Raw genomic sequence first — 23,386 nt, 5'->3', positions numbered from 1 at the left:
GTTCAACGCCTGCGGCCGAAAGCCTGCTGCTGCGTCAAGGCGCCGCCGCGTGGGATGGTTTCCTTGGCGGTCGGCAACCGGCGTGGATCGGCGCCGCGCTCGGGCGCAAGATAGGGCCGGTGTTCGGCCCCGGCTGCCGCCTGTTCCTCGTCGGTGCGCAGCCAGGCCTGCAGGCGGGCGTGGCTCGTTTCGGGGGTGAGCGACGACATGAGGGCCTCGCTGCGCGTGGTGCCGCCCAGACGTTCTGCCAGATCCGGATAAAGCGAGCCGAGCACGAAGAGGCTGTCTTCGCGCTGCATGCCGAGCGCCGTCAGCGCGATGGCAAGATGCTGGCCGGAGACATCGAGCAGGATGCGTTCGCCGAGCTCCAGGCTGGTCGACAGGGCGGCCGCAAGGCTGGCGGCGAAAAGATTGGCCTCGCCGGAGCGGGCGAAGCGGACGAGAAGCGCCTCGTGAAGCGGGCTCAGCGGTTCAAGGGCGGGACCGGCCGGCGGGTCCTGATTGGTTGCGCGGGCCAGCGCCTTGATGTCGCTGCGCAGTTTTTCTTCACGACGCAGCTTCGCCGTGGTCATGTCCGATGCGACGGCTTCCGACAGACGCATTTCCGCCGCGGCCGGCACGTCGAGTGGCTTGACGGGGCCACTCGACGTCTGACGGCGCTCGACCAGCGCATCGACGACATTGACCGACAGGTTTTCGCGGCGGGCAATCGCGGTGGCGTGGGCCGGACCCTGGGCACGGATGATCTGCAAGAGGGTTGCGTCGTCCACCGAGGTCGAGCGGGTGAGGAAAATCGCGGCAATGGAAATCGGCGCGTTGCCGATGAGCAGCGCCACCGATTGCGGTACGTGCGGGCATTGCGAGAGAGCGGCGGCGGCCTGGCGGCGGGCTTCGTCGCTGGAAGCGGCAAACAGCGGCTCGAACAGTTCGGCAAATTGCTTGAGGTCGGACCTGCGCGGATGGCGCAATCCCTCGAAACCAGTCACGGTCGCCATCAGGACAACGTCCTTCAGCCGTCCTGCCTGCGGCCTTTCCAACTCACGAAACCGGTCCGCCACGGATACCACCCACTCGTACGCACACCACTGTCCCGATTTCGGACAAACGGTCTTTCCGCTCATCCGTAGGGATATCGAACTCTCAGGCAAAATCGCAGGGCGCCAATTCGAAACCCGTGGCCGACGCCAGTGTCAATGCGCCAAAGCGCTGAAAACATTGGCATTGGCACCGTTCGAGCCTACCCTGCCGATCACGGCTGAATGATTGAGAAAGAGTACAGCGACGTGGTTAACATTTCGTTTACCGATCGCCAAGGACGGCCCTGCCCGGGCATGTTTACGCGCAGTGCTGCAGGATATCGCCTTGAGGAGAGATCCCACAGGGTGCATCAGAACGCAGAATGGGCGGCCTGGAAGCCGCCCATCGCAATGCCTGCGAGAAACCGGTCAGTTGCAGTTGTCGTCGGCCGGTCGGCAACGGCGACGCGGGCGATCCCCGTCACGCGAGCGCGTGCCGCGCAATTCCCGCATTTCCTCGCGGCGCTGGCGCTCGGCGCGGCTACGATCCCCGTCACGCGAGCGCGTGCCGCGCAATTCCCGCATTTCCTCGCGGCGNTGGCGCTCGGCGCGGATACGATCGCGGTCACGGCGCGGACGTTCGATATTGCCATCGTCGTCGCGTGAGCGACGCTCGCGTATGGTGCGCTCGCGCGCAGCTTCCCGAACTTCCTCGCGGCGCTGGGCCTCGGCGCGGACACGATCACCGTCGCGGTCCCGGCGCTCGATGCGGTCACGGCGGGACCGTTCGATGGAACCGCCGTCGTCATCGCTGCGGCGCGCGCGGTCGAAACGTTCATAGTCGCGGCGGATGCGGCGATCGCGCTGGGCGCGGTTCCCGTCCGTATCGCGGCGGTAGTAATCGCCGTTGCGGTAACGGTCGCGATAATAGTCCCGATCCCTGTAGAAGTCGCGGTCGCGGTAGTAACGATCCCAATAGTTTCCGATTTCGAAGGTCACGAACGGAATGCCGAGCGTATCGTAATAGTAGGGCTCCAGATAGACGAGGCTTTCCTGGTACTCGACCTGGACATAGCGGGAGGCGACCCAGCCGCGGCCTTCATAAAAGGATACGTCGCACCAGGGGACTTCCGAGAGGCAGCCGTGAATCTCCACCGGCGTGCCAATCGGAATGACGGTGACCGCCGGATAGGCCGTGCTCGGTCCCGAGCGCATATTGACATTGGCGGTGGCAAAGCCTGCTGCCGCGTGTGCGGCGGCCGGCAGCAGCAACGCTGCGAGCGCCAGCAGCGCTGCCTTCAATGTGTGTTGTATCGTCATTCGTTTTTCTATCCTGTCTGGCGTTGGGCACCGCCGCCGTCGAACCCATCCTCTTTGCGCAAAGACCGTTGTTTTCATGTCTTTTTTGAGATGGCATCCGTTCAACACCACATGTGTCTTCTAAAGAAACGCGAAAGCACCTCCTTCGTTCCCGAAACCTGGCGAGGAACGCCCTGCCCTGGATCGGTGATGCGCGAAAAACGGCCGGAACCAAAGGCACGCTGGCGCGTTGTCACGGCGTTGGAAAAAGGAGCCATGAGATGGTCGAAAAGAAATTCGCATCGGTACCGAACCAGGCCGAAATCGAAGCGAGTGCCGCAAAGGTCGATCTCGACACGCAGATCTCCGACCTGCGCGCCGAGATTACCCGGCTGACGGAATCCGTTTCCGCCATCCGCACGGGGGCGAAGGCGGTGGTGACCTCCGAGGCCGAAGTGCTCACCGAACGTCTAAGAGAGCGTGTCCGCGAAGAACCCGTATCGACGTTGCTGGCAGTCGCAGGCGTCGCTTTCGTCATCGGTTTGCTGGCAAGGCGCTAAACCCGCGTGAACTGTTCCCTTCGGAACGGCGGCGCGTCATTTGCGCGTCTATTGTCATTTTTGAAGGCGCAAGGCTTTGTCCGGTGGTAACTCCGGGCAAATTAACCAAAAACAGGGATTTCTATCCCTAGGATTGGGGTTTTGACGGTTAAGGAGCTATTAACTATCGTATGGCTCAATCGGACAGCTTGAGATCACCTCGATCAAAGGCGACCGCTTTCACGAATGGCATGAAGAAGGAGCAATCGAGAAAGGCGCAGATGTCCGGGCGAGAGCTTGAGGAACGCGCCGGCCCGCAGAACGGGCAGGGTGAAATACGGTAGTTCATCCGTCTCAACCAGTTTTTGGAGACGAGCATGGCAGAAGTTATTCGAATAGAGGACCGCTTGACGCGGGCGCCGCCGAAACCGGCGATGGGTCCGGTCCCGCCGGGCAACGCCGTTATCCTGTTGTTCACCGGCATCCGCTACGAGCGGCTCGATGGCTACAGGGGTGCAACGCCGAAGCCGGCTCCTGGACAGCCAAAGAAGCATTGAGGCATCTTAGCCGCTGCGTCGCCCCCACGCACGTCTCAGGACAGCGGCCCCCTTACAACACCGCGACAACTGCCCTGTGCACCGAAGCGCAACAGGCGCCCTATCCGGTGCTTGCCGTCATCCATCCTTGATACCCGTCACCAGGCCACTGACATCCGGGCGATAACCCTCCGCGCCCCAGGCATGGCTTTGCCTGCCGGCTGGTCGCGGCGGCGCATAGTGGCGGGCCAATGTCATCAGGGCGGCGCGCAACATCAGCTTGGCGGAGCGTGCCGGCCATTGCCGCTCCCGCTCGACGAGTTCCAGTCCCTTCTGAAAGCAGCAGACATCGAGCGCGACGCCGCAGAGTTCCGGGCCGATCGCCTCCATCGCCCTGCCGACCCGCATGCGCGCGGCAAGCGCGGTGTCGCAGAGGTCGGCCGTGCCGCCGGTCCCTCCCCTTGTCTTTGAGGCCAGCCGCGGTTCGTAGGCCATGGTCAGGCGCGGCTGCAATTGCGCCCGGGTGAAATCGGCATGCAGCCGCTCTCCCGCGGCAATCGCTTCGGGCGTCAGGAAGGCCTGGCCCGATTTCTCCTTCAGCCGGGCAATGGCGCCGAGCGGTGATTCAAGTGCGTTGACCCGTGCAGGCTGGCGGATGCCATCGACGGAAACGGTGCGGTTGTCGATCTCGCGATGCTGCTCCTGAAATGCGTCGTCCGGCGCAAGCAGGGCACGGCGCAGAAAGCCCTGGGCCTCGGGCGTGGCGTGAACGCGGTTAGCCTCGCGGACGACAAGGCCCGACGCGCAGGCCCGGTCCAGCGCGCCGTGCGGGAAATGCCGCGGCGGCCGGTCCTTGCCGGCGCTCAACGTCACGCCTCCCTCCCCGGGCTCGACGACGACAACCGGATGGCTTGCCGCGTACCGCACGAGGCGGACGATCGTCTTGGCATCAACGGCATCACTCATGCTCGCGGCCTCCCGGCGCGCCGAAGACCGAGGTGACGACGCGCTCGACCGAGGCGATGAAATCGTCGAAGGCGGGGTCGTCGCGGCGGTCCTCGACGACATGGCAGGCATGGCTGACCGTCGTCCGATCGCGGCGGAACGCGTAGCCGATATCGGTGAGCGAGATCTGCAGCACGACATGGCAGACATACATGGAGATCTGCCGGACGTGGCAGCTGGTGCGCCGCCGGTCGCGCCTCAGCGGAACCCTCTCGCCGACCAGCATCACCATCTCGGCCGTCAATTGGCGCACGACCCGGCAACGCAGATGAACGGCAACGGGCAAGACCGGCCCCCACGGCTCGACAATGCTCAGCCCATCGCCCGATGGCGAAGCCGACTTGATTTCCAGATGCCGGCGCCGTGTCGTCACGGCGCGGGTGCGGTTCGGCGGCGTCAAAGGGGGGGTGAAAAGAGGGGCAGCTTTGCTGGGGCGCATGATTTACTCCTTGAAATAGGAATTAATTCATACACCCTAGTGCGATTGCGGGGATAAAAGAAACAGCCTTTCGGCAACCAAGCATTGTTTTACCGAGGTTTTTAATCACATTCCCGAAGAAAATAGGTATATTTTCCTCACTCCACGAATCTGATGTCGCTCCGTGGCGGCACGCGGATGGCAAAAACCGGCCAGGTCCCGCCTCGCCGGTTTGTCTTTCACAAAGGGCCGAAAGTGCCCAGCCCTTATTTGCCGCGGCGCTTGCGGCGCTGGCCGAGACCCATCTCCTTGGCGAGGCGCGAACGCGCTTCGGCATAGGCCGGAGCCACCATCGGATAGTCGGCCGGCAGGTCCCACTTCTCGCGGTACTCTTCCGGCGACAGGCTGTGGTGCGTCATCAGGTGGCGTTTCAGCGACTTGAAGGTGCCACCGCATTCCAGGCAGGTGATCTGGTCATCCTGAACCGACTTGCGCACGGACACGGCCGGCTTCGGCTTTTCAACGGCAACAATGACCGGAACCGGGCTGTTGGTGTTGTTCAGGGCGGCGTGCACATCGCCGATCAGCGTCGAGAGTTCGGCGACCGGCACGACATGATTGCTGACATAGGCTGCAACGATCTCAGCGGTGAGTTCAACCAGAAGATCGTGGCCCGAGCCAAGCGTTAGATCCGTCATTCTTTCTTTCTCCTATCGGAATTCTTCCACATGCCCGCGACGGGTATCGCGAACACAACCCAAACATGCGAAGAAAATGTCCGAAAACCGCCATAATCGGCTTTCAATCGAAGATTACCCTCGACTGAAACCGTAAAACCGCGGCAAGCTCTCATATTACTCCTAATTCCGGAGTTTGAATACGTCGCCAAAGCGCCGGAAAATAACGGCACTTCAAAGCAACGATCACTATTCACAACCCATGCTGGAATTTCGATACGAATTAATATGGTATTGGACACTTTGCCTTTACTCGATTAACACCGTTCGAAGAAAAGTCCAATAATAATTTATGCGAGATCTAGCCTATTGATCTTGACGCGCGACGCAAAGCATATCCGGCGCGGAAACATTACGTTACATTCCCAAAAATGACACACCGCTGTGTTGCAGCGAAGATGATTCTCTACGTCCAATGTGCTGTAATGTTTGCTGAATTCAGAGCCTGTCGGACTTCTGCTTTGCCAGGGGCAATTGGTCGGTAACGGACAGATTGGTCAGCTTGTAGCCCGCCTGATGGGCGGCCTTGGCAAGAAGATGGGCTGAAACCGGCGCTGTCAGGACGAAGAAGGCGAACCCGGCAAGCGCCCTGAGCAGGATGGCGATATCGAGGGCGTGCAGGCCGGCGGCTAGCAGCAAAAGGCCGGAGCCGATCGTGCCTGCCTTCGACGCCGCATGCATGCGCGTATAGAGATCCGGGAAGCGCAAAAGTCCAAGCGCTGCGAGCAGGCTGAAGATCGAGCCAGCCACCAGAAGCACGCTGACCGCGATCGCCACAAGCAGATCCGGACCGGCGCTCATCGGCGGCCTCCCTTATTCTGGCGCCGCGCCGGTGCCAGTGCCTTGCCACGCGTCGGCACTGCCGCTGCACGGCTGTCGGCACCGGCGGATTCCGGCGACAGGCCGCGCGCCAGAATGAAGCGGGCAAAGGCGACGGTCGCGAGAAATCCGACGAGGCTCAGCGCAATGGCAATGTCGATATAGAGATTGAAGCCGCTGCGGATGGCGATGACGGCGATGAAGCCGATGGCGATGGCGACCAGCATGTCGAGCCCGAGCACCCGGTCCGGCAGGGTCGGGCCGCGCACGATGCGCGCCACCGTCAGCAACAGGCCGAGCGACAGGGCGACGAGCGCGAAGGTGGTCGAGAACGAAAGGATGGCGGACGCGCTCATAGCGGAAACGCCTCCCGGATGCGGCGTTCGAAGCCGGAGGAGATCGCCCGCCTTTCGGCCGCCGGATCGTGACAGGAGAGCGCGTGCACATAGAGCATCTTGCGGTCGTCCGAGACATCGACCGACAAGGTGCCGGGCGTGAGCGTGATCAGATTGGCGAGAAGGGTGATCTCGAAATCGCGCGTGATCGTGAGCGGATAGGCGAAAATGCCCGGCCGCAGTCGCATGTTCGGCCTGAGCACCATGACCGCGACCTTGATTGCCGACAGCATCAGTTCCTTGAAGAACAGTCCTACCAGCAGCAGCAGCTTTATCGGGCGGACGCGGTTGAGGCTCGCCGGCAACTGGTCGCGCACCAAAAGCAGCGACATCGCGCCGATCGCAAAGCCGAGTGCCAGGTTGTGCAGGGTGAAGCTGCCGGTGACGAACGCCCAAACCAGGGTCAGCAGCAGATTGACGACGATGAATCTCATGGCGCGGAATCTCATGGCGCGCTCCCGGCTGGAAAGACGGAATGGAGATAGGCGGACGGCTCGTCGAGCGTCAAGGCGGCCTGCTGGACGAGGCCAAGCAATGTCTCGGGAAACAGGCCGATCAGGACGCTGACCGCCGTCAGGACGATGAGCGGCAGGAGCGCCGTCGCCGGCACTGCGGCCTGTCCCGACGGTGCGGCCGCGGCCGCCGGGCGCCAGTAGGCGAGCAGGAACAGGCGCCCCGTGGCGATCATCGTCAGGAAGCCGGTGAAAAGCAGCGCCGCCGCCAGCCACCCGGCGCCGCCGTCGAGCGCCGCCTTGACCAGCATCACCTTCGGCCAGAAGCCGGAAAACGGCGGCAGGCCGGAGACCGCGAAGAACAGCATCAGCGACAAAGCGGAAAACAGCGCATGGCGCGCATAGAGCCCGCTGAGCGAGGCCAGCGAAAAGCCGCCGCCGAGGCGGGCGGCAAGGCCAGCCGCCAGATAGAGCGCCGTCATCACCACCATCGAATGCAGCGCGTAGAAGACCGCGCCGCCGATGCCGCCCGGGCCGCCGAGGGCAACACCGGCAAGCATGGAGCCGATGCCGGAAATGACGAGATAGCCGAGCAGCCGCCGCGTGTCGGTCTGCGCCAGCGCACCGAGCGCGCCGGTCACCATCGTCAGAGCGCCGACGGCTGCGATGACGAGGCTGAGGTCGTCCCGCTCGAGCGGAAACAGCATGACGGAAACGCGGATCAGCGCATAGATGCCGACCTTGGTCAGCAGCCCGGCAAACAGCGCCGACACGACGATGCGCGGCGTGTGATAGGAGGCGGGCAGCCAGAAGTTCACCGGAAAGGCCGCCGCCTTCATGGCAAAGGCGAAGACAAAGAGCGCAACCAGCGTCGTCAGCGGCGCCGTCTCTCGCAACGGTCCGGCCTTGGCCGCGATGTCGGCCATGTTGAGCGTGCCGAAGATGCCGTAGAGGTAGCCGGTGGCGATCAGGAACAGCGTCGTGCCGACGAGGTTGAGAAAGCCGTATTTCACTGCCCCGTCGATCTGCTCGCGCTCCGCGCCGAGCACCAGAAGACCGAAGGACGAGATCAGCAAGACCTCGAACCAGACATAGAGGTTGAAGATGTCGCCGGTCAGGAAGGCGCCGCTGACGCCGGCCATCAGGAGCATCAGAAAGGGATAAAAGCCGTAGCGGCGACCGCTGTCGTTGATGTCGGTGACGGCGGCAACCGCGCCCGCGAGCGCCACCATGGCCGCAATGAGTGCAAACAGCGCGCCCGTCAGATCGACCGTGAACGCGATGCCGAAGGGCGGCAGCCAGCGCCCCATGACCATGGTCACCGGACCGTTTTGCGCGACATGCCACAGGAGGGTGGCATCGAACCCGGCAAGAACGCCAAGCGCGGCAACGGCGATCGGCGGGTGGAGAAAGGTCCGGTGCCGCACCATCATCAGCACGGCGCCGATGCCGATGCACCAGGCAACCGGCAGGATCACCAGCCAGTCGAGCGCTGCCACCGGCTCGAGAACCAGCGCTGCGGAGAGATCGACGGGGGGCGAGGAAACGGCCATGGTCGTGTCAGTATCCCAGCGGCGGCGGCGGGGCGCCGTCCGGCTCGGCCACCCGCATCTCGTCGGTGTTGTCGGTGCCAAGCGTGCTGTAGGCGCGCCAGGAGAGCACCAGCAGGAAGGCGAAGAACGAGAAGGAAATCACGATCGCCGTCAGGATCAGGGCCTGCGGCAGCGGGTTGGCCACCGGCCCGGCCGGCACGTCGAGACCTGGCCCGATCACCGGCGGCACTTCCCGCATGATCCGGCCGCTGGTGAAGATCAGCAGGTTGACGGCATTGCCGAGGATGGCCACCCCCATCAGCATGCGGATGATGAACTTCGACATCATGAGGTAGATGGCGATCGTCAGGAAGATGCCGGTGAGGAGTGCAAAAACGGGTTCCATCAATCCTCTCCCCGTTCCTCGAGCGACAAGGCGACGGAGGTCACAGCGCCGACGACGACCAGGTAGACGCCGATATCGAAGGTCATGACGCTCGACAGCGGCACCTCTTCGCCGAGGATGACCGGATAGATCCAAAGCCCCGTCATGAACGGCACATGGAACACCATCGACACGAGGCCGGACAGTGTCGAAAGCATGAGCCCTGCCCCGGCGATGGCCAGCGGGTGAAAGACGATCGCCCGGCGCACGGTTTCGACGCCGAAGGCGATGCCGTAGATCGACAGGGCGGCGACCGCGATCAGCCCGCCGATGAAGCCGCCGCCCGGCTCGTTGTGGCCGCGCAAAAGCACGAATATCGAAAACAGCACCATCAGGCCGACGATCAGCGGCGCTACGGTGCGCAAGATCAGCGATCTCATCGGCTCGCCTCCTCCGCATCGGGATCATTGTCGGCGATGCGCCGCAGCGAACCGGCCCGCAGCCGCACGAGCGACAGGATCGCCAGCGCGGCGATCATCACCACGGCGATCTCGCCGAGCGTGTCCGTGCCGCGGAAATCGACGATGATGACGTTCACCACATTGGCGCCGTGGGCGATCGTCTTCGAATACTGGTTGAAGAAATCGCTGAGCCCCGTGTCGAACGGCGCTTCCGTCACCTTGATGAGAAAGAGCGTCGCGCCGAGCCCGCAGGCAAGCGCGATCGCCGCATCCGGCAGGTTCTCGCGCAGCGGCCGGTGGTCGGAGGGCGAAAGCCTCAGCCGCGTCATCACCAGAGCCAGGATGACGACGGCGAGCGTCTCGATCATGAACTGGGTGAAGGCAAGATCCGGCGCGCCATAGAGGAGGAAGATCACCGCCACCGAAAAGCCCTGGATGCCGAGCGAGACGATCGCCGTCAGCCGGTCCTGCGCCAGAACCACCGCGACAAGCCCGATCACGGCGATTGCCATGATGGCGAGCTCGTGCAGCGGGATATCCTGCGGAAAGACCGGCGCGCGCGCCAGTTCGCCGTAGAGGAAGGGCGGGACGATGAGGACGACCGCCAGCAGGGTGAAGGTGGCGGTCATATAGATGTCGAGCCGGCCAGTCTGCAGCCGCCGGGTGACTGCGGAAGACAGCCGGACGAGGCCGCGCATCGCCTGGTCGAAACCGCGATCCGGCCCCCAGCCGATGGCGGCGAGAGCGGCGGCGATCGCCGCGCGAAGCCGCGCAAGCCTAAGATAGACGCCGATCCCGAGCAGAACGGTAAGGGTCGAGAGTGCCGCCGGAACGCCGATATGCGGCGCCAGCGAGATGGTCACCACCCGCGCCTCGCCGGCAATGGCGGATGCCATCGGCGACGTGATCAGTTCATGGACAGTGCCGGAAAGGAGTGCGACCGCCAGCCCCTTCAGCGCCAGCACGGCCGGACCGAGCCAGAGCAGGACGGGAGCCTCGTGTGCGGCCTTCGGCGTTTCGATCCGTTTGCCGATGAACGGCTTCAGCGCCACGGCGAAGGCGGCGGCAAACATCAGCGCATTGCCGACAACGGCCAGCACCGCAAAAATGATCGCGCGGCCGTCGAAGGCGGACAGCGCGGTATAGACCTCTTCCTTGGCCAGGAAGCCGAAGAACGGCGGCAGCCCGCCCATCGAAGCGGCCGACGCGAGCGCGATGGCGAAGGTCAGCGGCATGGCGAACCGCAGGCCGCCCAGCCGCGTCACGTCGCGCGTTCCCGTTTCGTGATCGATGCAGCCCGCCACCATGAACAGCGCCCCCTTGAACAGGGAATGCGCCAGCAGATAGAGCGCTGCCGCCTCGATCGCGTAGGGCGCGCCGAAGCCGGTCAGGAGAACCAGAAGGCCGAGCGACGACACCGTCGTATAGGCGAGCATCAGCTTCAGATCGGTCTGGCGCACCGCCAGGAGCGCGCCGATGATGAGGGTCGTTGCGCCGAACACCGGCAGGATGATCTGCCAGGCCGGCGTGCCGCCGAGCACCGGGTAAAGCCGCATCAACAGATAGACCCCGGCCTTCACCATGGTCGCCGAATGCAGATAGGCCGAGACGGGCGTTGGCGCCTCCATCGCGTTCGGCAGCCAGAAATGGAAGGGGAACTGCGCCGATTTGGTGAAGGCGCCGCCGAGCACGAGGACCAGCGCCGCCAGATAGAGCGGGCTTGCCTTGACCTGCGGGGCAAAAGCGGTGAGCAGCGAAAACTGGTTGATGCCGGTCATGTTCCACAGGATGATCAGCCCGGCGAGCAGGAACAGCCCGCCGCCGCCCGTCACCACCAGCGCCTGAAGGGCTGCGCGGCGGGCGGCCTCGCGCTGATGGTCAAAACCGATCAGCAGGAAGGAGGTGATCGAGGTCAGCTCCCAGAAGACGAACAGCATCAGGAAACTGTCGGAGGCCACCAGCCCCAGCATCGACCCCATGAACATCAGCAGGAACGAGAAGAACCGGCCCTGATGCGGATGCCCCTTCAGGTAGCCGCCGGAGTAAAGCACGATCAGCGCGCCGATGCCGGAAATCAACAGCATGAAGGTCAGCGACAGCCCATCGATCAGCCAGGAGAAGCGGACTTGGAAGGACGGCACCCAGGCATAGCCGCCGGTCACCACCTCGCCGCGAGCGATCTCAGCCGAGAAGCCGGTAAAATGCAGGAAGATCGCCACGGGCACGAGCGCCAGCACCCAGGCGGCGTTGTGACCGAGGATGCGGGTGAGCAGCGGTGCCACGATCGCGCCCAGGAACGGCAAAAGGAGAGCCAGAAATGTCAGATCGGCGACACTCATGGGTCCGATTGGTCCTTTCAAGAGTTGCGGGCTGCGGGGTGGCAGGAGATGGCAAGGAAGCTCGGCGAACGAATGTCGATGGCGAATACTGATGGCGAATACTCTTGGGGATAAGCCAAGCGAGCAACGAACTCAAGCTTATGGCCGGAAAAACGGCCCCTCTCCCCAGATTGCCGCAGCCGAACAATCGGGCGCTGCCGCGGGTGATTGCCGGAACGCCGCATGCTTCCTATATCTGCAGCAAATCAGGGGAGAGACCGATGAACGACACCAGCACCTTGAAGATCTTCAAGACCGATGAGGAATGGCGTGCGCAGCTGACGCCGGAACAGTACCGGATCACCCGCCAGCACGGCACCGAGCGCGCTTTCTCGAGCCCGGATTTCGACTTGAGCAAGAAGGGTGTCTATCACTGCGTCTGCTGCAACCGGCCGCTCTATCGCTCGCAGGCGAAGTTCAATTCCGGCACCGGCTGGCCGAGCTTCTACGAACCGATCTCGGTGGACGCCGTGACGAAACATCACGACACGTCCTATGGCATGAGCCGGACGGAAATCCGCTGCGCCGATTGCGACGCGCATCTCGGCCACGTCTTCCCCGACGGCCCGCCGCCCACCGGCCTGCGCTACTGCATGAACGGGGTTGCCCTGACCTTCGAACAGGAGTGAGCCGCCCGACCCGGGCGGCAGTCCGTCAGGATGGCAGCCTGGTGCCGCCGATGCCCATCTCGGGCGCTTGCGGCATGCCGAACAGATGCGCAAACAGCGCATAAAGACAGAGCACCAGTACGGCCAGCGCCATCAAGGGAACGAACACGAAGACGAGGATGATCGACCAATTGCGCCCCGGTGTCGGCTCCCCGTCCGCCTCGCTCCAGAGGGGAACGCCCGTATCATCGACGTCAGGGTTGGAACGTTCGCTTGAAACTGTGCGGCTGGCCGCATTCCCTGGTTCTGCCACTGCCCCTCCTTTTTGGCGATTCTCCGCCGTTTTGACACGATACACATTTTTCCGGCAAAGTCTTCGATATGACTAATATATCGTTAACACCTGGCGCTCTTCATGGTTGCCACTTGCCCCCTCCATGATTTTAGGGGGAAGCAGTCTTTTTTCAACCCGCGGTGTACTCCTTAGTTTTACCGCGCATAAATTTCTACTGCCCCGCGTCTCAAAGACGACCGAGCGGCGGATGCGACAAAACAGGGAGCTGGACTTGAGACCTGCGCTGTTGCTGACGGCAGCCCTTTGCACGAGCTCGCCCGCCCTCGCCGCGGACGATTGGACGAGCTATTCCAATCCGCGCTTCGGATATAGTGCAGCCGTGCCGCCCGGCTTCACGCTGGGCAAGGAGGCCGACAACGGCGACGGCGCGACCTTTCGCTCGGATGACGGGCGTTCCGAGCTTTCGCTCTACGGCACCATGCTCGAAACCGGCGAATTTGCCGGCGAGGCCCGAAAGCGCCTCGATGCGGACCGGGCGGCCGGATGGACGATCACCTATGACAAGGTGACGAACGGCTGGGCGAGCTATTCCGGCGCGCGATCGGCAGATATTCTCTATGTCCGCGGCATCGCTCTTTGCGACGGCAACGCTGCGTATTTTCACCTTCGCTATCCGCGCGACAGGTTGAAGACGTTCAACAGCGTCATCGGCCGGTTGGTGAAATCGTTGCGGCCAGCCGCAGGATGCGAACAGGCGCCGCAACAGGCTCCAGGTGCCGCGCAGCACTGACAGGCGCCGTCACATTTGCGATGAGACGATCAGGCCGAGGCGCTGCTGATGCAAGTGAGCACGGCGGAATAGTGCACGGCAGACGCGATCACCACGAAGCCGTGCCAGATGGCGTTCTGGAAACGCAGCCTTTCCCAGACATGGAAGATCACGCCGCAGGAATAGAGGATGCCGCCGATCACGATGAGGATCAGCGTCGTTTCCGTCAGCTGCGACAGGAGCGGCCCCGCGGCAAACACGCCGCTCCAGCCCATGGCCAGATAGAGCAGGATCGCTACCTTGTCGAAGCGGCCCGGAAAGGCGCATTTGATCAGCACGCCGACAAAGGCGATCGTCCAGATGCCGATCAGCATGCCGAACAGAGAGGGATCGTCCCAGCCGCGTTGCAAAAACGGCGTATAGGTGGCGGCGATCAGTACGAAGATCGACGAATGGTCGAAGCGGCGCAGGAACCATTTCGTCTTCGACACGGGATAGAGATTGTAGAGGAAGGAGATCGACAGCGTCGCAACCAGCCCGGCGCCATAGATCCAGGCGGCCGCGAGCTGCCCGGACGTGCTCCAGACGCTGGCATAGAAGATCATTGCCGTGACGCCGATCAGCGCAAAGGCGAGACCGATCCCGTGGACGACGCCGTCGGCAATCAGCTCAGAGCGATCGTAGTTCCATTTGATGCCCTTGATTTCCACCAGAGCCCCTCGATACTTCATTTCAATCCGGCTTCACGATGTTGCCGGCACATCACCCACCCATGATGCCCGATATCGCGCCGCCACAACGCGTGGCAGTCTTGCCAATGTGCCATAGACAGCAGCGTCGAAACAGAGCCGGAGGATCAAACTTTGCGACAGATCGACATTTCACCGGAGGGTGGGGGCAAGATCAGAGCTTGCCGGCTGCGGCCATAATCTCGGCCGCGGTCGGGAAAACGCCGAGGCTGTTCGGCCCGTCCCGCGCCTCGATTTGCGCCCAGCCGACAATGCCGTCCGCATTCACCAGGAAGTGCCCGACCAGCTGCGTGCCGTGGTTTGCGAAAATCGTCTTGTCGGCTTCGTCGAGCTCGAATCCGTCCTTGGCATTGAGAACCGTATTGGCTTCCATCGGCGGCAGCGGCTCTGGCATTTCGCCGCCGGGATTGATGCGCGCGCCCAGGAAATCCGCCATTGTCGTCCGCAATGGCCACTCCGGCTGCTCGCTGCTGCCATCGGGCAGCACCTCGACGCGTGGCACGCCGAAGGCCCGGTGCGTGCGGCAGTCCGGGTCGCACAGCAGCGTCACCGGCGTCGGCTGGTAGCGGAAATAGAGACGCGCGCGCTCGAGCGGCGTATTGATCACGGCCAGCGTCTCGACGCCCATGGCCTGCAGCGCGGGCTGCAGGCTTGAAAGCTGTCCGACCTGACGCCTGCAGAAGGGGCAGTGCAGGCCGCGATAGAAGCCGATGAGGAACGGCCGGCCCAGCAGGCTGGCGAGAGAGGCCAAACCCTCGCGATTGGCGGCGGGAAGCACGAACGCGGGCGCGGCCTCTCCCGGTTGCAGCGGGCGGATCCGGTCTGTCATGAAACATTCCTTCGCTCTGACGCTCCGATATTGCCTTCGGCAATGGCGCTGAACGCCGGCAGCGCCTCGATCCCCACTGTACCGGAGAACGCGCTTTCACTCTATCGGATCATGTGCCCGAGGTCACGAACGGCCAATTTCACCCGGCGCCGTAAGCCGCGCCCGGCAATCCCGGTTCAGCGATCGATCAGCACGGCGCATTTGCAATGGCTGGCGACGCGGCTTGCGGTCGAGCCGATGAAGTAGTCGATCAGGCCCGGCCGGTGCGAGGCGATGATGACCAGGTCGCCCTCCATCTCCTCCGCAAAGGCGTTGATCACACCGGCTGCGCCCCCGACGCGGATTTCGACGCGGCCCTTGACGCCGTGCTTCTGCTGGAGCTCGGTCAGCGTGTTCATCGCATGCTTGCGGGATGCCTCGACCATTTCCAGCGGAAAGTCGACAATCATGTAGCCCTGCGCATAGGCATTCAGATCCTCGACGACATTCAGGAGAATGATTTCGCCGCCCTCGTCCAGCAGCGACTTGGCGCGCTCCAGCACCGTTTCGCCGTGCTCCAGCTGGTCCATGGCGATCGGGACGATGATTCTCGAATACATGACTGTCTCCTCGGGTTCGCCGCACCGGCGGAGAGGCAGGATATCCTGCCTCCTGGGCCGTTGTTTTGCCGACCCTCGCCGCCTGGCGCGGATAAATTAGAATATAGGTGTATTCGGGGAAAATTCACAACCGGCCATGCGGTCGCAGGTCAACGACAGTGCACGACCAGTACCGGGAATACTCCCTCTGTGACTCCGTGACATCTCCCCCTCAAGGGGGGAGATCGGGGCAAGAGGCTAGCCCACGCCAATCTCCCCCCTTGAGGGGGAGATGCCCGGCAGGGCAGAGGGGGGTGAGACGGCCACTGTCGTACCGTGATTGTCAACAGGGCGAGAACGGTACTTCCTCAATACGCCACCTTTCGTGGACGCCGCGGGCGCGCCATATAGGTTTGCAAGAGTTTCAAAGGGGAATGCGCCATGGCCGGCTTCGACAGACGCACCTTCATCAAGTTGTCGGCGACAGCGCTGGCAACGGGAACCGCCGCAGCCGCAACCAGGGCAGAAAGCACGACAATGACAGAGCACGCCGCAACCCACGCCGTCCGCATGCCGGCCTATATCGATCACTCGCATCTGGTGGTTCGCGACCTGCCAATGGTATCGTCATGGTATCAGCAGATCATGGGCCTGACGCCGATTGACAAGACGGCGAGCGGCGAGACGCTCGGCGTTGCCGGGCGGCCGCTTCTGACGCTGACGACGCAGGGCAATGCCGCCGTTGCGCCGCGCAATGCGCCGGGCCTGTTCCACACGGCCTTCCTCGTGCCCGACCGCGCCGAACTTGGCCGCTGGCTCGCCCATATCGCCCACAACAACGTGCCGCTGCAGGGCGCGTCCGACCATCTGGTGAGCGAGGCGATCTATCTCGGTGACCCGGAGGGCAACGGCATCGAGGTCTATCGCGACCGGCCGCGGCAGGAATGGAACTATATCGACGACGGCATGGTGAGGATGGCGACGCTGCCGCTTGACCTGCAGGCGCTCTACGACGAGGCGCCGAAGGACAGGTGGGACGGCATGGCGCACGGCACGGCGATCGGCCATATCCACCTGCAGGTCTCCGACATTCCGCAGGCCAACGCCTTCTTCCGTGACGTGCTCGGGCTCGACCTGATGGCGACGTACCCCGGCGCCAGCTTCTTCGCCTCGGGCAAGTATCACCATCATGTCGGCGCCAATATCTGGAATTCGCGCGGCGCGCCGAAGCGCCAGGACAACATGACCGGCCTTGCGGACTACACCGTGCATTTCAACGACCCGGCCAAGCTCGAGACGGCGATCACCAGGCTCGAGGCGCTGGAAATTCCGGTGACGCGCACCGGCGCCACCGTTTCGCTCGTCGACCCGTGGGGCATCGGGCTGAAGCTGGCGGCGTGACGACCGCATTCGCATGCGCCGCGAAGGACCTGCAGGCTTGAACAACGCCGAAAAGTGACGAGTCTGCGGGTGCGCCTTGCGGGGTCGGACAGATTGTAAGGTGGTGACGCGGCCCGCGGGAGCCCAAACGCTCCAACGAGTTCCGAGCCCCGTGCATGCTGTTGCCGAGCTGCGGGGCATCAACTATACGTGGAAAATGACGCTTCCTCATATGCCAGTCGCCGTGATCTTCGACATGGACGGGCTGATTTTCGATACCGAGACACTCTATCAAGAGGCGTTTCTGGCGGCTGCAGCCGTTGGAGGTCACGACCTGCCGACAGCCGTTATTCAACGCACCATAGGCGTGCCTTGGGTCCAGAGCAGAGTATTGCTTCTGGAACAAATGGGACCGGATTTTCCCATAGACCAGTATTTCGCACAGATGATCGGCCATTTCGAGTTGCTGGCCGCCACGCAACTCCGGCTGAAGCCCGGCGTCGTCGAACTGCTCGACTTTCTTGACCAGCTCGCGATGCCGCGATGTATCGCGACTTCGTCGGCCCACTCCACTGTGCAGAGCCATCTCTCCGCCCATGGCCTGGCCGACCGATTCCATGCGGTCATCGGACACAGATTATGTCGCCAGCAAACCCTCGCCCGACCCGTTCCTGACGGCGGCGAAGCGTCTTGGCGTGGCCCCCACTCTATGCCTGGCTCTGGAGGATTCCCACAACGGGGTTCGCTCCGCATCTGCTGCCGAAATGATGACTTTCATGGTCCCCGATCTTCTTGGCCCAACCCCGGAAATCCAGTCCCTATGCACGGGCGTTGTCAGCGACCTGCATGCCGTCCGCGAGCTCATCCTGGCCGCGTCGGCCGCGCGCGTCGCAGGATGACGGTTCGACGCAGTCCTTCCGGGGCTGCTGACCGGAAACAGATGACCGCGACCACTGCGCATCCAGCAGACTTGCATGACGCCACGTCGTCGGGAATCCACTAGCCGCCGCAGGCAGCCGCGCGTCCGAGCAGGAAGGCCTTTTCGCGCGCGTTGCGCGTGAGCGCGGCAGCGCGCTCGAACTCTGCCCCGGCCTCGGTCAGCCGGCCAGTGCGGAACAGGAAATCGCCCTTGGCTGCCGGCAGCAGCGCGTAGTCGCGCAAGGCACCCGCCTGCTCGATCTCGTTCAGGAGGGCAAGGCCGGCCCTAGGCCCGAAGGCCATGCTGTGGGCCACGGCCCGGTTGAGGTCGACCACCGGCGACGGCATGACCGCCCGCAGTTCATCGTAAAGCCCGGCGATCCTCTGCCAATCCGTCTCTTCCGCCTTTCTTGCCCTTGCATGGCAGGCGGCGAGTGCGGCCTGCAGGGCATAGGGACCGCCCGCGCCGCCGAGCGCTTCGGCGCGCTCCAGAGCGGCAAGGCCCCGCCGGATCAGCAGTTGGTCCCAGTGGGCTCGGTTCTGTTCGGTCAAGGGAACCGGCGAGCCGTCCGGCGCCGTTCGGGCGTTGAGGCGCGAGGCCTGGATTTCCATCAAAGCGAGAAGGCCGAAGACCTCGGGCTCGCCCGGCGCCAGGCCGGCGAGGATGCGGCCGAGGCGCTGGGCCTCGGCGCACAAGGCCGGGCGGATCAGGTCTTCGCCGGCGGTCGCCGCATAGCCCTCGTTGAAGATCAGGTAGATGACCTCGAGCACCGAGGCGAGACGTTCTTTGCGGTCCGGCCCGCGCGGCACTTCGTAGGTCAGGCCGGCCTTGCCGAGCGTCTTCTTGGCCCGCACGATCCGCTGGGCGATGGTCGCTTCGCTGGAGAGGAAGGCACGGGCGATCTCGTCCGTCGTCAGCCCGCCGATCAGGCGCAGCGTCAGCGTCGCGCGCGCCTCGGGCGAGAGCACCGGGTGGCAGGCGGTGAAGATCAGGCCGAGCAGCTCATCGCCAAGGTCGTCATCCATGGCCGCCTCGATGTCCGCGACGGGGTCGACACCTTCGTCCCCGAGGTCGCGGCCGATCTCGGCGTGCTTGCGCGCCAGCATCTTGCTGCGGCGGAAGCCGTCAATGGCCCGGCGCTTGCCAGCGGCCATCAGCCAGGCGCCCGGGTTTTTCGGCACCCCGGTCTTCGGCCATTCGGACAGGGCTGCCACGAGGGCGTCCTGGGCCAGGTCTTCGGCGAGGTTCACGTCCCGCACCATTCGCACCAGGCCCGCGATGAGCCTGGCCTGTTCGATCCGGAACACGGTCTCGATCGTCTGGTGGATTTCCGTCGCCGCCATGCTTTCCGCTTACGGGAGGTGCAAGGGCCACGTCAAGCGGCAGCGGCGACGGATGGTGGTGGCGGCGCGGCTACTTCTTTGTTTGCAGAGCGGATTCAGCTTTCAGGTCGATTCGACCTCACAGCACACGACAGTGGCCGTCTCACCCCCCTCTGCCCTGCCGGGCATCTCCCCCTCAAGGGGGGAGATTGGCTTGGGGCTGGCCTCTTGCTCCCGATCTCCCCCTTGAGGGGGAGATGTCACGAAGTGACAGAGGGGGGTATTCTCGGTCCTGTCGTGTACCGTGATTCAACCTGCAACCATCCGGCTCTAGTGGCCGGCCAGCTTCTGGCGCTGACGCTCCTCCTGCTCGGCGAGTTCCGGCGTCAGGGCGTCGCCGAAGTCGGCGGCCTCGAACACCTGGCGGATCTCGAGTTCGCTCGGGCCCGGCATCGGATTGGGGCAGCGCTTCGCCCACTCCACCGCCTCGGCCATGTCCTTGACTTCCCAGATCCAGAAGCCGGCGACCAGTTCGCGGGTTTCGGCGAAGGGGCCGTCGATCACGGTGCGGCTGGGACCGTCGAAGGCGATACGCTTGCCTTTCGACGAGGGATGCAGCCCCTCGCCCGCCAGCATGACGCCGGCATTGATCAGTTCCTCGTTGAACTTGCCCATCGCCTCCATGAGCTCGGTCGAGGGCATGATCCCCGCTTCGCTCTCCTCAGTCGCCTTTACCATGACTATGACACGCATCGTCTTCTCCTCTTGTTGGCGGAGGCCACATCGACCTTCCTGCTCCTACGACGAACGAGCGCCGGCACAATCGACATGCCGGCGAATTTTTTTCGTGAAAAAGTTTTAGGTCGTCGTCCCCGGGGGCGTCGGGCTGGATCTGGCGGTCTTAAACCCCGGCATCAGCCCAGTCGCATTGGAAGGCCAGCATGGGCTTCGCAAATCCCTTCAGCCGCCGGCGGGTCGCGTGACCGAAGACATCGGTGGCGCCGTACTCTCGAAAAATGTTCTCCGACACCAGAATCTGGTCGCTGGAGGCCGCAGCGCACAATCGAGCGGCAAGCTGCACGGTGGAGCCGAACAGGTCGCGGCTGTCCTCGATGGGCTCGCCGCAATCCAGTCCGATGCGAACATGAATAGGCTCGGAGTTGCCGAGGTTGTACCGTTTGAATTCCTGCTGAATGGCCATTGCGCAATCGACGGCCGCGGATGTCGCGGCGAACGTCGCCATGATGCCGTCGCCGGTGTGCTTCACCTCGCGGCCCGAGGCATGGCCAAGACATCTGCGCACGATGGAATCATGCGCCCTGACGAGTTCGGTCGCCATGCGGTCGCCGAGGCGCGATGTCATCGCCGTCGAGCCGACGATGTCGGTGAACAGGATTGCCCGATGGCCGCAGTCCATTTCGCCCGAGGATTGTCCCGGGGCCTGCTCGGGGTCCTGTATTCGGCCGAGAAACGCCTCGACCGCCGACAACGCGACCTCGACAACCTCGCCGGCGATGTAGCCATGCGCCTCGCGGTGCACGCATTGGGCCGTTTCCGCATCGGGCGCATCCACGAGGCAAAACACGGTTCCACGCTGCTGGTCGAACCAGTAGGTCAGGAACTTGACCCCGTACCTATCCTGTATCTCGATATCCCTGCGGTGCGCCTCGGCAGCGTCGGCCGCGGTAATTGCCGAAAAGTCATGCCGGTCCATGAATATAGCCATATGCGCCTCCTGCCCTGAAGCCTCAGCCCACAAGGAAGGTTTCATTCTACGACCTGAACGCGGCCCGGTCCACCTTTCGGGCGGCTTGCGAGACCGGCGCCTTCCAGCGCGACGACACGAAATGCGCAAGGGGAGGACGTTGCCGTCCTCCCCTCATTCTTGTTTGCTGTCCGGTTTTGCTGGCCGGTTGATCGCTCAGGCCGCGTAACGGGTGCGTTGCTGCGGTTGTGAATGCGATACGCGACTTGCCTCTTCCAGCTTGAAGCGGGCAAGCAGGGTCTGGAGCTGGCGGCTCTCTTCGGCCAGCGTCTCGCTGGCGGCCGTCGTCTCCTCGACCATGGCGGCGTTCTTCTGCGTCATCTGGTCCATCTGGTTGACGGAGGTGTTGATTTCGGCAAGCGCCGTCGCCTGCTCGCGTGCGGCCGTGGCGATGCTTTCGACGTGGTCGTTGACGCGCAGCACGAGCTGCTCGATCTCCAGCAGCGCATCGCCGGTCGCCCTGACCAGCGAGACGCCGCCTTCGACTTCCGAGGCAGAGGCGCTGATCAGCGTCTTGATTTCCTTGGCGGCATTGGCCGAGCGCTGCGCCAGTTCGCGCACTTCCTGGGCGACAACGGCGAAGCCGCGGCCTGCCTCGCCTGCCCGCGCTGCCTCGACGCCGGCATTGAGGGCAAGCAGGTTGGTCTGGAAGGCGATCTCGTCAATGACGCCGATGATCTGGCTGATGCGGCTCGACGAGCCCTCGATGCGGCTCATGGCGCTGACGGCATCGCGGACGATCTCGCCCGACTTGCCGGCGCTCTCCTTCGTCTCCCGCACCATGTCGCGGGCTTCGTTGGCGCGCGAGGAGGAGGCGCGGACGGTCGCGGTGATCTCGTCCAATGCTGCGGCGGTTTCCTCGAGCGCGGCGGCCTGCTGCTCGGTGCGCTTGGACAGGTCGTTGGCGGCAGAGCTCAGTTCGGCGGAGCTTTCCTTGATGGTGCCGGCAGCACCGCGGACATTCTGCATGGTCAAGCGCAAGGTCAGCATGGTGGTGTTGACGTTCTGCTGCAGCTCGGCGAAGGCGCCCTGGAACTGGCCCTCCATGCTCTGCGACAGATCGGCGTCGGCCAGGGCGGCGATGACGCGGCGCACTTCCGCGACGGCGCTGTCGATACTGTCGACCAGTTCGTTGACGCTGCCGGCGAAGCGGTTGAGATCGTCGTTCTGGTAATCCTTGCCGATACGGCCGGTGAAATCGCCGGCGACGGCGGCCGCGACGACGGCGCTGATGCTCGACTGCAGATCGCTGCTCAGGGCATGGAGTGCCGCTTCCTGGGCCTTCATGTCGCGCATCGCCAGCGCGTTGCGGCGGAAGACTTCGACGGCGCGGGCCATTTCGCCGATCTCGTCCTTGCGCTCGGCATCGGTGCCGGTGCTGTCGAGGTTACCCTCGGCCAGGCGGCTCATGGCGGCCGTCAGAGCGCGAACCGGTGCAGCAATCCCCCGGCGCGCGACGAGAAGGCTCGCCACTGCGCCCAGCACGATGCAGGCCGCGGCCGATGCGATGGCGATGACCAGCGCCAGCGACGAGGACTGCAGGGCGTCGGCGCGGGCACTCGCAAGCGCCCCGCCCGAATAGGTGCTGTATTCCTTGACGGCGCTGGTTACGGTCTTCTGCGCGGCGAGCGCCTTGTCGAGGCCGGCCTTGATCGCGGCGGTGTCCTTGCCGTTCTTTTCGGCGACATCAACCATGGCGCGGATTTCGCCGAAATAGGTTTCGAGCGTCGCGCGGATCGTCTGCAGCTGCTTGAGTTCCGTTGCATCGGCCGCCGCTTCGATCTTCGGCAGGCGCTCGAGCATTTCCTTGGCGCGCTTTTCCGTTTCTGCGCGGAAATCCGTTGCCTTTTCAGGCTGCGCGGCCAGCTGGTAGGTCATGCGGCTGATGGCGATGATGTCGACGCGCAGGTCCATCGCCTCGCGGGCGACTTCCTCCTTGTTGCCGACCGATACGATCGCCGATTCGAGCGCCGAAATCCCCCGCGCTCCGACAAAGGCGATGACCAGCGAAGAGAGCCCCATGACGAATACGACAAGGCCGATCTTCTGGAGAATGGAGAGATTGCGAAACGTCATGACGAAACTCCGGCGGGAGCGATTTCCCGCAAGCTGAACGAAAATTGGGGGTCAAGGCATGATGCCTCTGGCAGGGCGCAGCAGGAAAGGGAACATCGCGCGCTACGGCGCAATCTGAAGGAAT

The 23,386-nt window shown here is 63.7% G+C and carries 25 protein-coding genes and 1 pseudogene; 6 read left to right on the top strand and 20 right to left on the bottom strand.

The features are described 5' to 3' along the window. Window positions 1-2 precede the first annotated feature (2 nt). Together A3AY_RS0130960 and A3AY_RS36600 are read right to left on the bottom strand one after the other, a co-directional pair. Window positions 3-1,058: a DUF2336 domain-containing protein gene (locus A3AY_RS0130960; protein WP_026204011.1), complete on the bottom strand. Its 1,056-nt coding sequence runs from the start codon at window positions 1,056-1,058 to the stop codon at window positions 3-5. Between the two features lie 387 nt (window positions 1,059-1,445). Continuing rightward, complete coding sequence (locus A3AY_RS36600; RefSeq protein ID WP_478001493.1) at window positions 1,446-2,231, bottom strand: SH3 domain-containing protein; 786 nt, start codon at window positions 2,229-2,231, stop codon at window positions 1,446-1,448. Window positions 2,232-2,596: 365 nt separating this feature from the next. Here A3AY_RS36600 and A3AY_RS0130950 point away from each other — a divergent pair, with 365 nt between their 5' ends. Next, a complete protein-coding gene (locus A3AY_RS0130950) occupies window positions 2,597-2,875 on the top strand; it encodes a hypothetical protein (protein ID WP_018329548.1) in 279 nt (92 codons plus the stop codon). A 356-nt stretch (window positions 2,876-3,231) separates the two neighbouring features. Continuing rightward, window positions 3,232-3,411, top strand: coding sequence for a hypothetical protein (locus A3AY_RS0130945; RefSeq protein WP_018329547.1), 180 nt, complete (start codon window positions 3,232-3,234; stop codon window positions 3,409-3,411). 117 nt (window positions 3,412-3,528) lie between these two features. Here A3AY_RS0130945 and A3AY_RS0130940 read toward each other — a convergent pair whose 3' ends face one another. The 10 genes from A3AY_RS0130940 to A3AY_RS0130895 form a co-directional block, all read right to left on the bottom strand. Next, window positions 3,529-4,356 carry a DUF6456 domain-containing protein gene (locus A3AY_RS0130940; RefSeq protein WP_018329546.1) on the bottom strand — a complete coding sequence of 276 codons (828 nt, stop codon included), beginning with the start codon at window positions 4,354-4,356 and terminating at the stop codon, window positions 3,529-3,531. Then, a complete protein-coding gene (locus A3AY_RS41290; RefSeq protein WP_018329545.1) occupies window positions 4,349-4,834 on the bottom strand; it encodes a helix-turn-helix domain-containing protein in 486 nt (161 codons plus the stop codon). Before A3AY_RS41290 ends, A3AY_RS0130940 begins: the two co-directional genes overlap by 8 nt. 245 nt (window positions 4,835-5,079) lie before the next feature. Continuing rightward, complete coding sequence (locus tag A3AY_RS0130930) at window positions 5,080-5,511, bottom strand: Ros/MucR family transcriptional regulator (protein ID WP_018329544.1); 432 nt, start codon at window positions 5,509-5,511, stop codon at window positions 5,080-5,082. Between the two features lie 477 nt (window positions 5,512-5,988). Then, complete coding sequence (mnhG, locus tag A3AY_RS0130925; RefSeq protein WP_018329543.1) at window positions 5,989-6,351, bottom strand: monovalent cation/H(+) antiporter subunit G; 363 nt, start codon at window positions 6,349-6,351, stop codon at window positions 5,989-5,991. Further along, window positions 6,348-6,725 (bottom strand): cation:proton antiporter, encoded by a 378-nt coding sequence (locus A3AY_RS0130920; protein ID WP_018329542.1) that lies wholly within the window; start codon window positions 6,723-6,725, stop codon window positions 6,348-6,350. The genes mnhG and A3AY_RS0130920 overlap by 4 nt, the downstream gene beginning before the upstream one ends. Next, the gene (locus A3AY_RS0130915) at window positions 6,722-7,198 is read right to left on the bottom strand and encodes a Na+/H+ antiporter subunit E (RefSeq protein ID WP_026204010.1); all 477 of its coding nucleotides are present in this window, start codon (window positions 7,196-7,198) and stop codon (window positions 6,722-6,724) included. Before A3AY_RS0130915 ends, A3AY_RS0130920 begins: the two co-directional genes overlap by 4 nt. An 11-nt stretch (window positions 7,199-7,209) precedes the next feature. Further along, window positions 7,210-8,769 carry a Na+/H+ antiporter subunit D gene (locus A3AY_RS0130910; protein WP_018329540.1) on the bottom strand — a complete coding sequence of 520 codons (1,560 nt, stop codon included), beginning with the start codon at window positions 8,767-8,769 and terminating at the stop codon, window positions 7,210-7,212. Between the two features lie 7 nt (window positions 8,770-8,776). Continuing rightward, window positions 8,777-9,154, bottom strand: coding sequence for a Na+/H+ antiporter subunit C (locus A3AY_RS0130905; protein ID WP_018329539.1), 378 nt, complete (start codon window positions 9,152-9,154; stop codon window positions 8,777-8,779). Continuing rightward, window positions 9,154-9,573 (bottom strand): Na(+)/H(+) antiporter subunit B, encoded by a 420-nt coding sequence (locus A3AY_RS0130900; protein ID WP_018329538.1) that lies wholly within the window; start codon window positions 9,571-9,573, stop codon window positions 9,154-9,156. The genes A3AY_RS0130905 and A3AY_RS0130900 overlap by 1 nt, the downstream gene beginning before the upstream one ends. Continuing rightward, the gene (locus tag A3AY_RS0130895) at window positions 9,570-11,933 is read right to left on the bottom strand and encodes a putative monovalent cation/H+ antiporter subunit A (protein ID WP_018329537.1); all 2,364 of its coding nucleotides are present in this window, start codon (window positions 11,931-11,933) and stop codon (window positions 9,570-9,572) included. Before A3AY_RS0130895 ends, A3AY_RS0130900 begins: the two co-directional genes overlap by 4 nt. A gap of 260 nt (window positions 11,934-12,193) precedes the next feature. Between A3AY_RS0130895 and msrB the strand changes: the two genes are divergently transcribed. Beyond that, window positions 12,194-12,601, top strand: a complete 408-nt coding sequence (gene msrB / locus A3AY_RS0130890; protein ID WP_026204009.1) for a peptide-methionine (R)-S-oxide reductase MsrB — start codon at window positions 12,194-12,196, stop codon at window positions 12,599-12,601. A 25-nt stretch (window positions 12,602-12,626) separates the two neighbouring features. On the opposite strand, the gene A3AY_RS0130885 is transcribed toward msrB, so the two are convergent. Then, the gene (locus A3AY_RS0130885) at window positions 12,627-12,893 is read right to left on the bottom strand and encodes a hypothetical protein (protein ID WP_018329535.1); all 267 of its coding nucleotides are present in this window, start codon (window positions 12,891-12,893) and stop codon (window positions 12,627-12,629) included. 253 nt (window positions 12,894-13,146) lie between these two features. Between A3AY_RS0130885 and A3AY_RS0130880 the strand changes: the two genes are divergently transcribed. Next, on the top strand, window positions 13,147-13,665 hold the full coding sequence (locus A3AY_RS0130880; RefSeq protein WP_026204008.1) for a hypothetical protein: 519 nt from the start codon (window positions 13,147-13,149) through the stop codon (window positions 13,663-13,665). 29 nt (window positions 13,666-13,694) lie between these two features. Here the strand turns inward: A3AY_RS0130880 and trhA are convergent, their stop codons facing one another. From trhA to A3AY_RS0130865, 3 genes are all read right to left on the bottom strand, one after another. After that, complete coding sequence (gene trhA / locus A3AY_RS0130875) at window positions 13,695-14,375, bottom strand: PAQR family membrane homeostasis protein TrhA (RefSeq protein ID WP_210312562.1); 681 nt, start codon at window positions 14,373-14,375, stop codon at window positions 13,695-13,697. Window positions 14,376-14,547: 172 nt separating this feature from the next. Beyond that, window positions 14,548-15,222, bottom strand: a complete 675-nt coding sequence (locus tag A3AY_RS0130870; protein WP_018329532.1) for a redoxin domain-containing protein — start codon at window positions 15,220-15,222, stop codon at window positions 14,548-14,550. 176 nt (window positions 15,223-15,398) lie between these two features. Then, entirely contained in the window at window positions 15,399-15,821 is a 423-nt protein-coding gene (locus A3AY_RS0130865) for a universal stress protein (protein ID WP_018329531.1), read from the bottom strand. A 516-nt stretch (window positions 15,822-16,337) separates the two neighbouring features. Between A3AY_RS0130865 and A3AY_RS0130860 the strand changes: the two genes are divergently transcribed. Together A3AY_RS0130860 and A3AY_RS41625 are read left to right on the top strand one after the other, a co-directional pair. Beyond that, complete coding sequence (locus A3AY_RS0130860) at window positions 16,338-17,201, top strand: VOC family protein (protein WP_026204007.1); 864 nt, start codon at window positions 16,338-16,340, stop codon at window positions 17,199-17,201. 196 nt (window positions 17,202-17,397) lie between these two features. Continuing rightward, a pseudogene (locus A3AY_RS41625) lies at window positions 17,398-18,079 on the top strand (HAD family hydrolase). A gap of 100 nt (window positions 18,080-18,179) precedes the next feature. Here the strand turns inward: A3AY_RS41625 and A3AY_RS0130850 are convergent. The 4 genes from A3AY_RS0130850 to A3AY_RS36585 form a co-directional block, all read right to left on the bottom strand. Beyond that, on the bottom strand, window positions 18,180-19,442 hold the full coding sequence (locus A3AY_RS0130850) for an RNA polymerase sigma factor (protein ID WP_018329529.1): 1,263 nt from the start codon (window positions 19,440-19,442) through the stop codon (window positions 18,180-18,182). A 309-nt stretch (window positions 19,443-19,751) separates the two neighbouring features. Further along, complete coding sequence (locus A3AY_RS0130845) at window positions 19,752-20,174, bottom strand: YciI family protein (RefSeq protein ID WP_026204006.1); 423 nt, start codon at window positions 20,172-20,174, stop codon at window positions 19,752-19,754. Window positions 20,175-20,322: 148 nt separating this feature from the next. After that, a complete protein-coding gene (locus A3AY_RS0130840; protein ID WP_018329527.1) occupies window positions 20,323-21,147 on the bottom strand; it encodes a nickel-binding protein in 825 nt (274 codons plus the stop codon). 195 nt (window positions 21,148-21,342) lie between these two features. Continuing rightward, window positions 21,343-23,262: a HAMP domain-containing methyl-accepting chemotaxis protein gene (locus tag A3AY_RS36585; protein ID WP_018329526.1), complete on the bottom strand. Its 1,920-nt coding sequence runs from the start codon at window positions 23,260-23,262 to the stop codon at window positions 21,343-21,345. Window positions 23,263-23,386: the final 124 nt, after the last annotated feature.

It is taken from the genome of Rhizobium giardinii bv. giardinii H152 (assembly GCF_000379605.1).
Lineage (GTDB): Bacteria > Pseudomonadota > Alphaproteobacteria > Rhizobiales > Rhizobiaceae > Pararhizobium > Pararhizobium giardinii.
The sequence above is the reverse complement of the archived record's forward strand: the minus strand, read 5'-3'. Positions and strand labels throughout refer to the sequence as shown.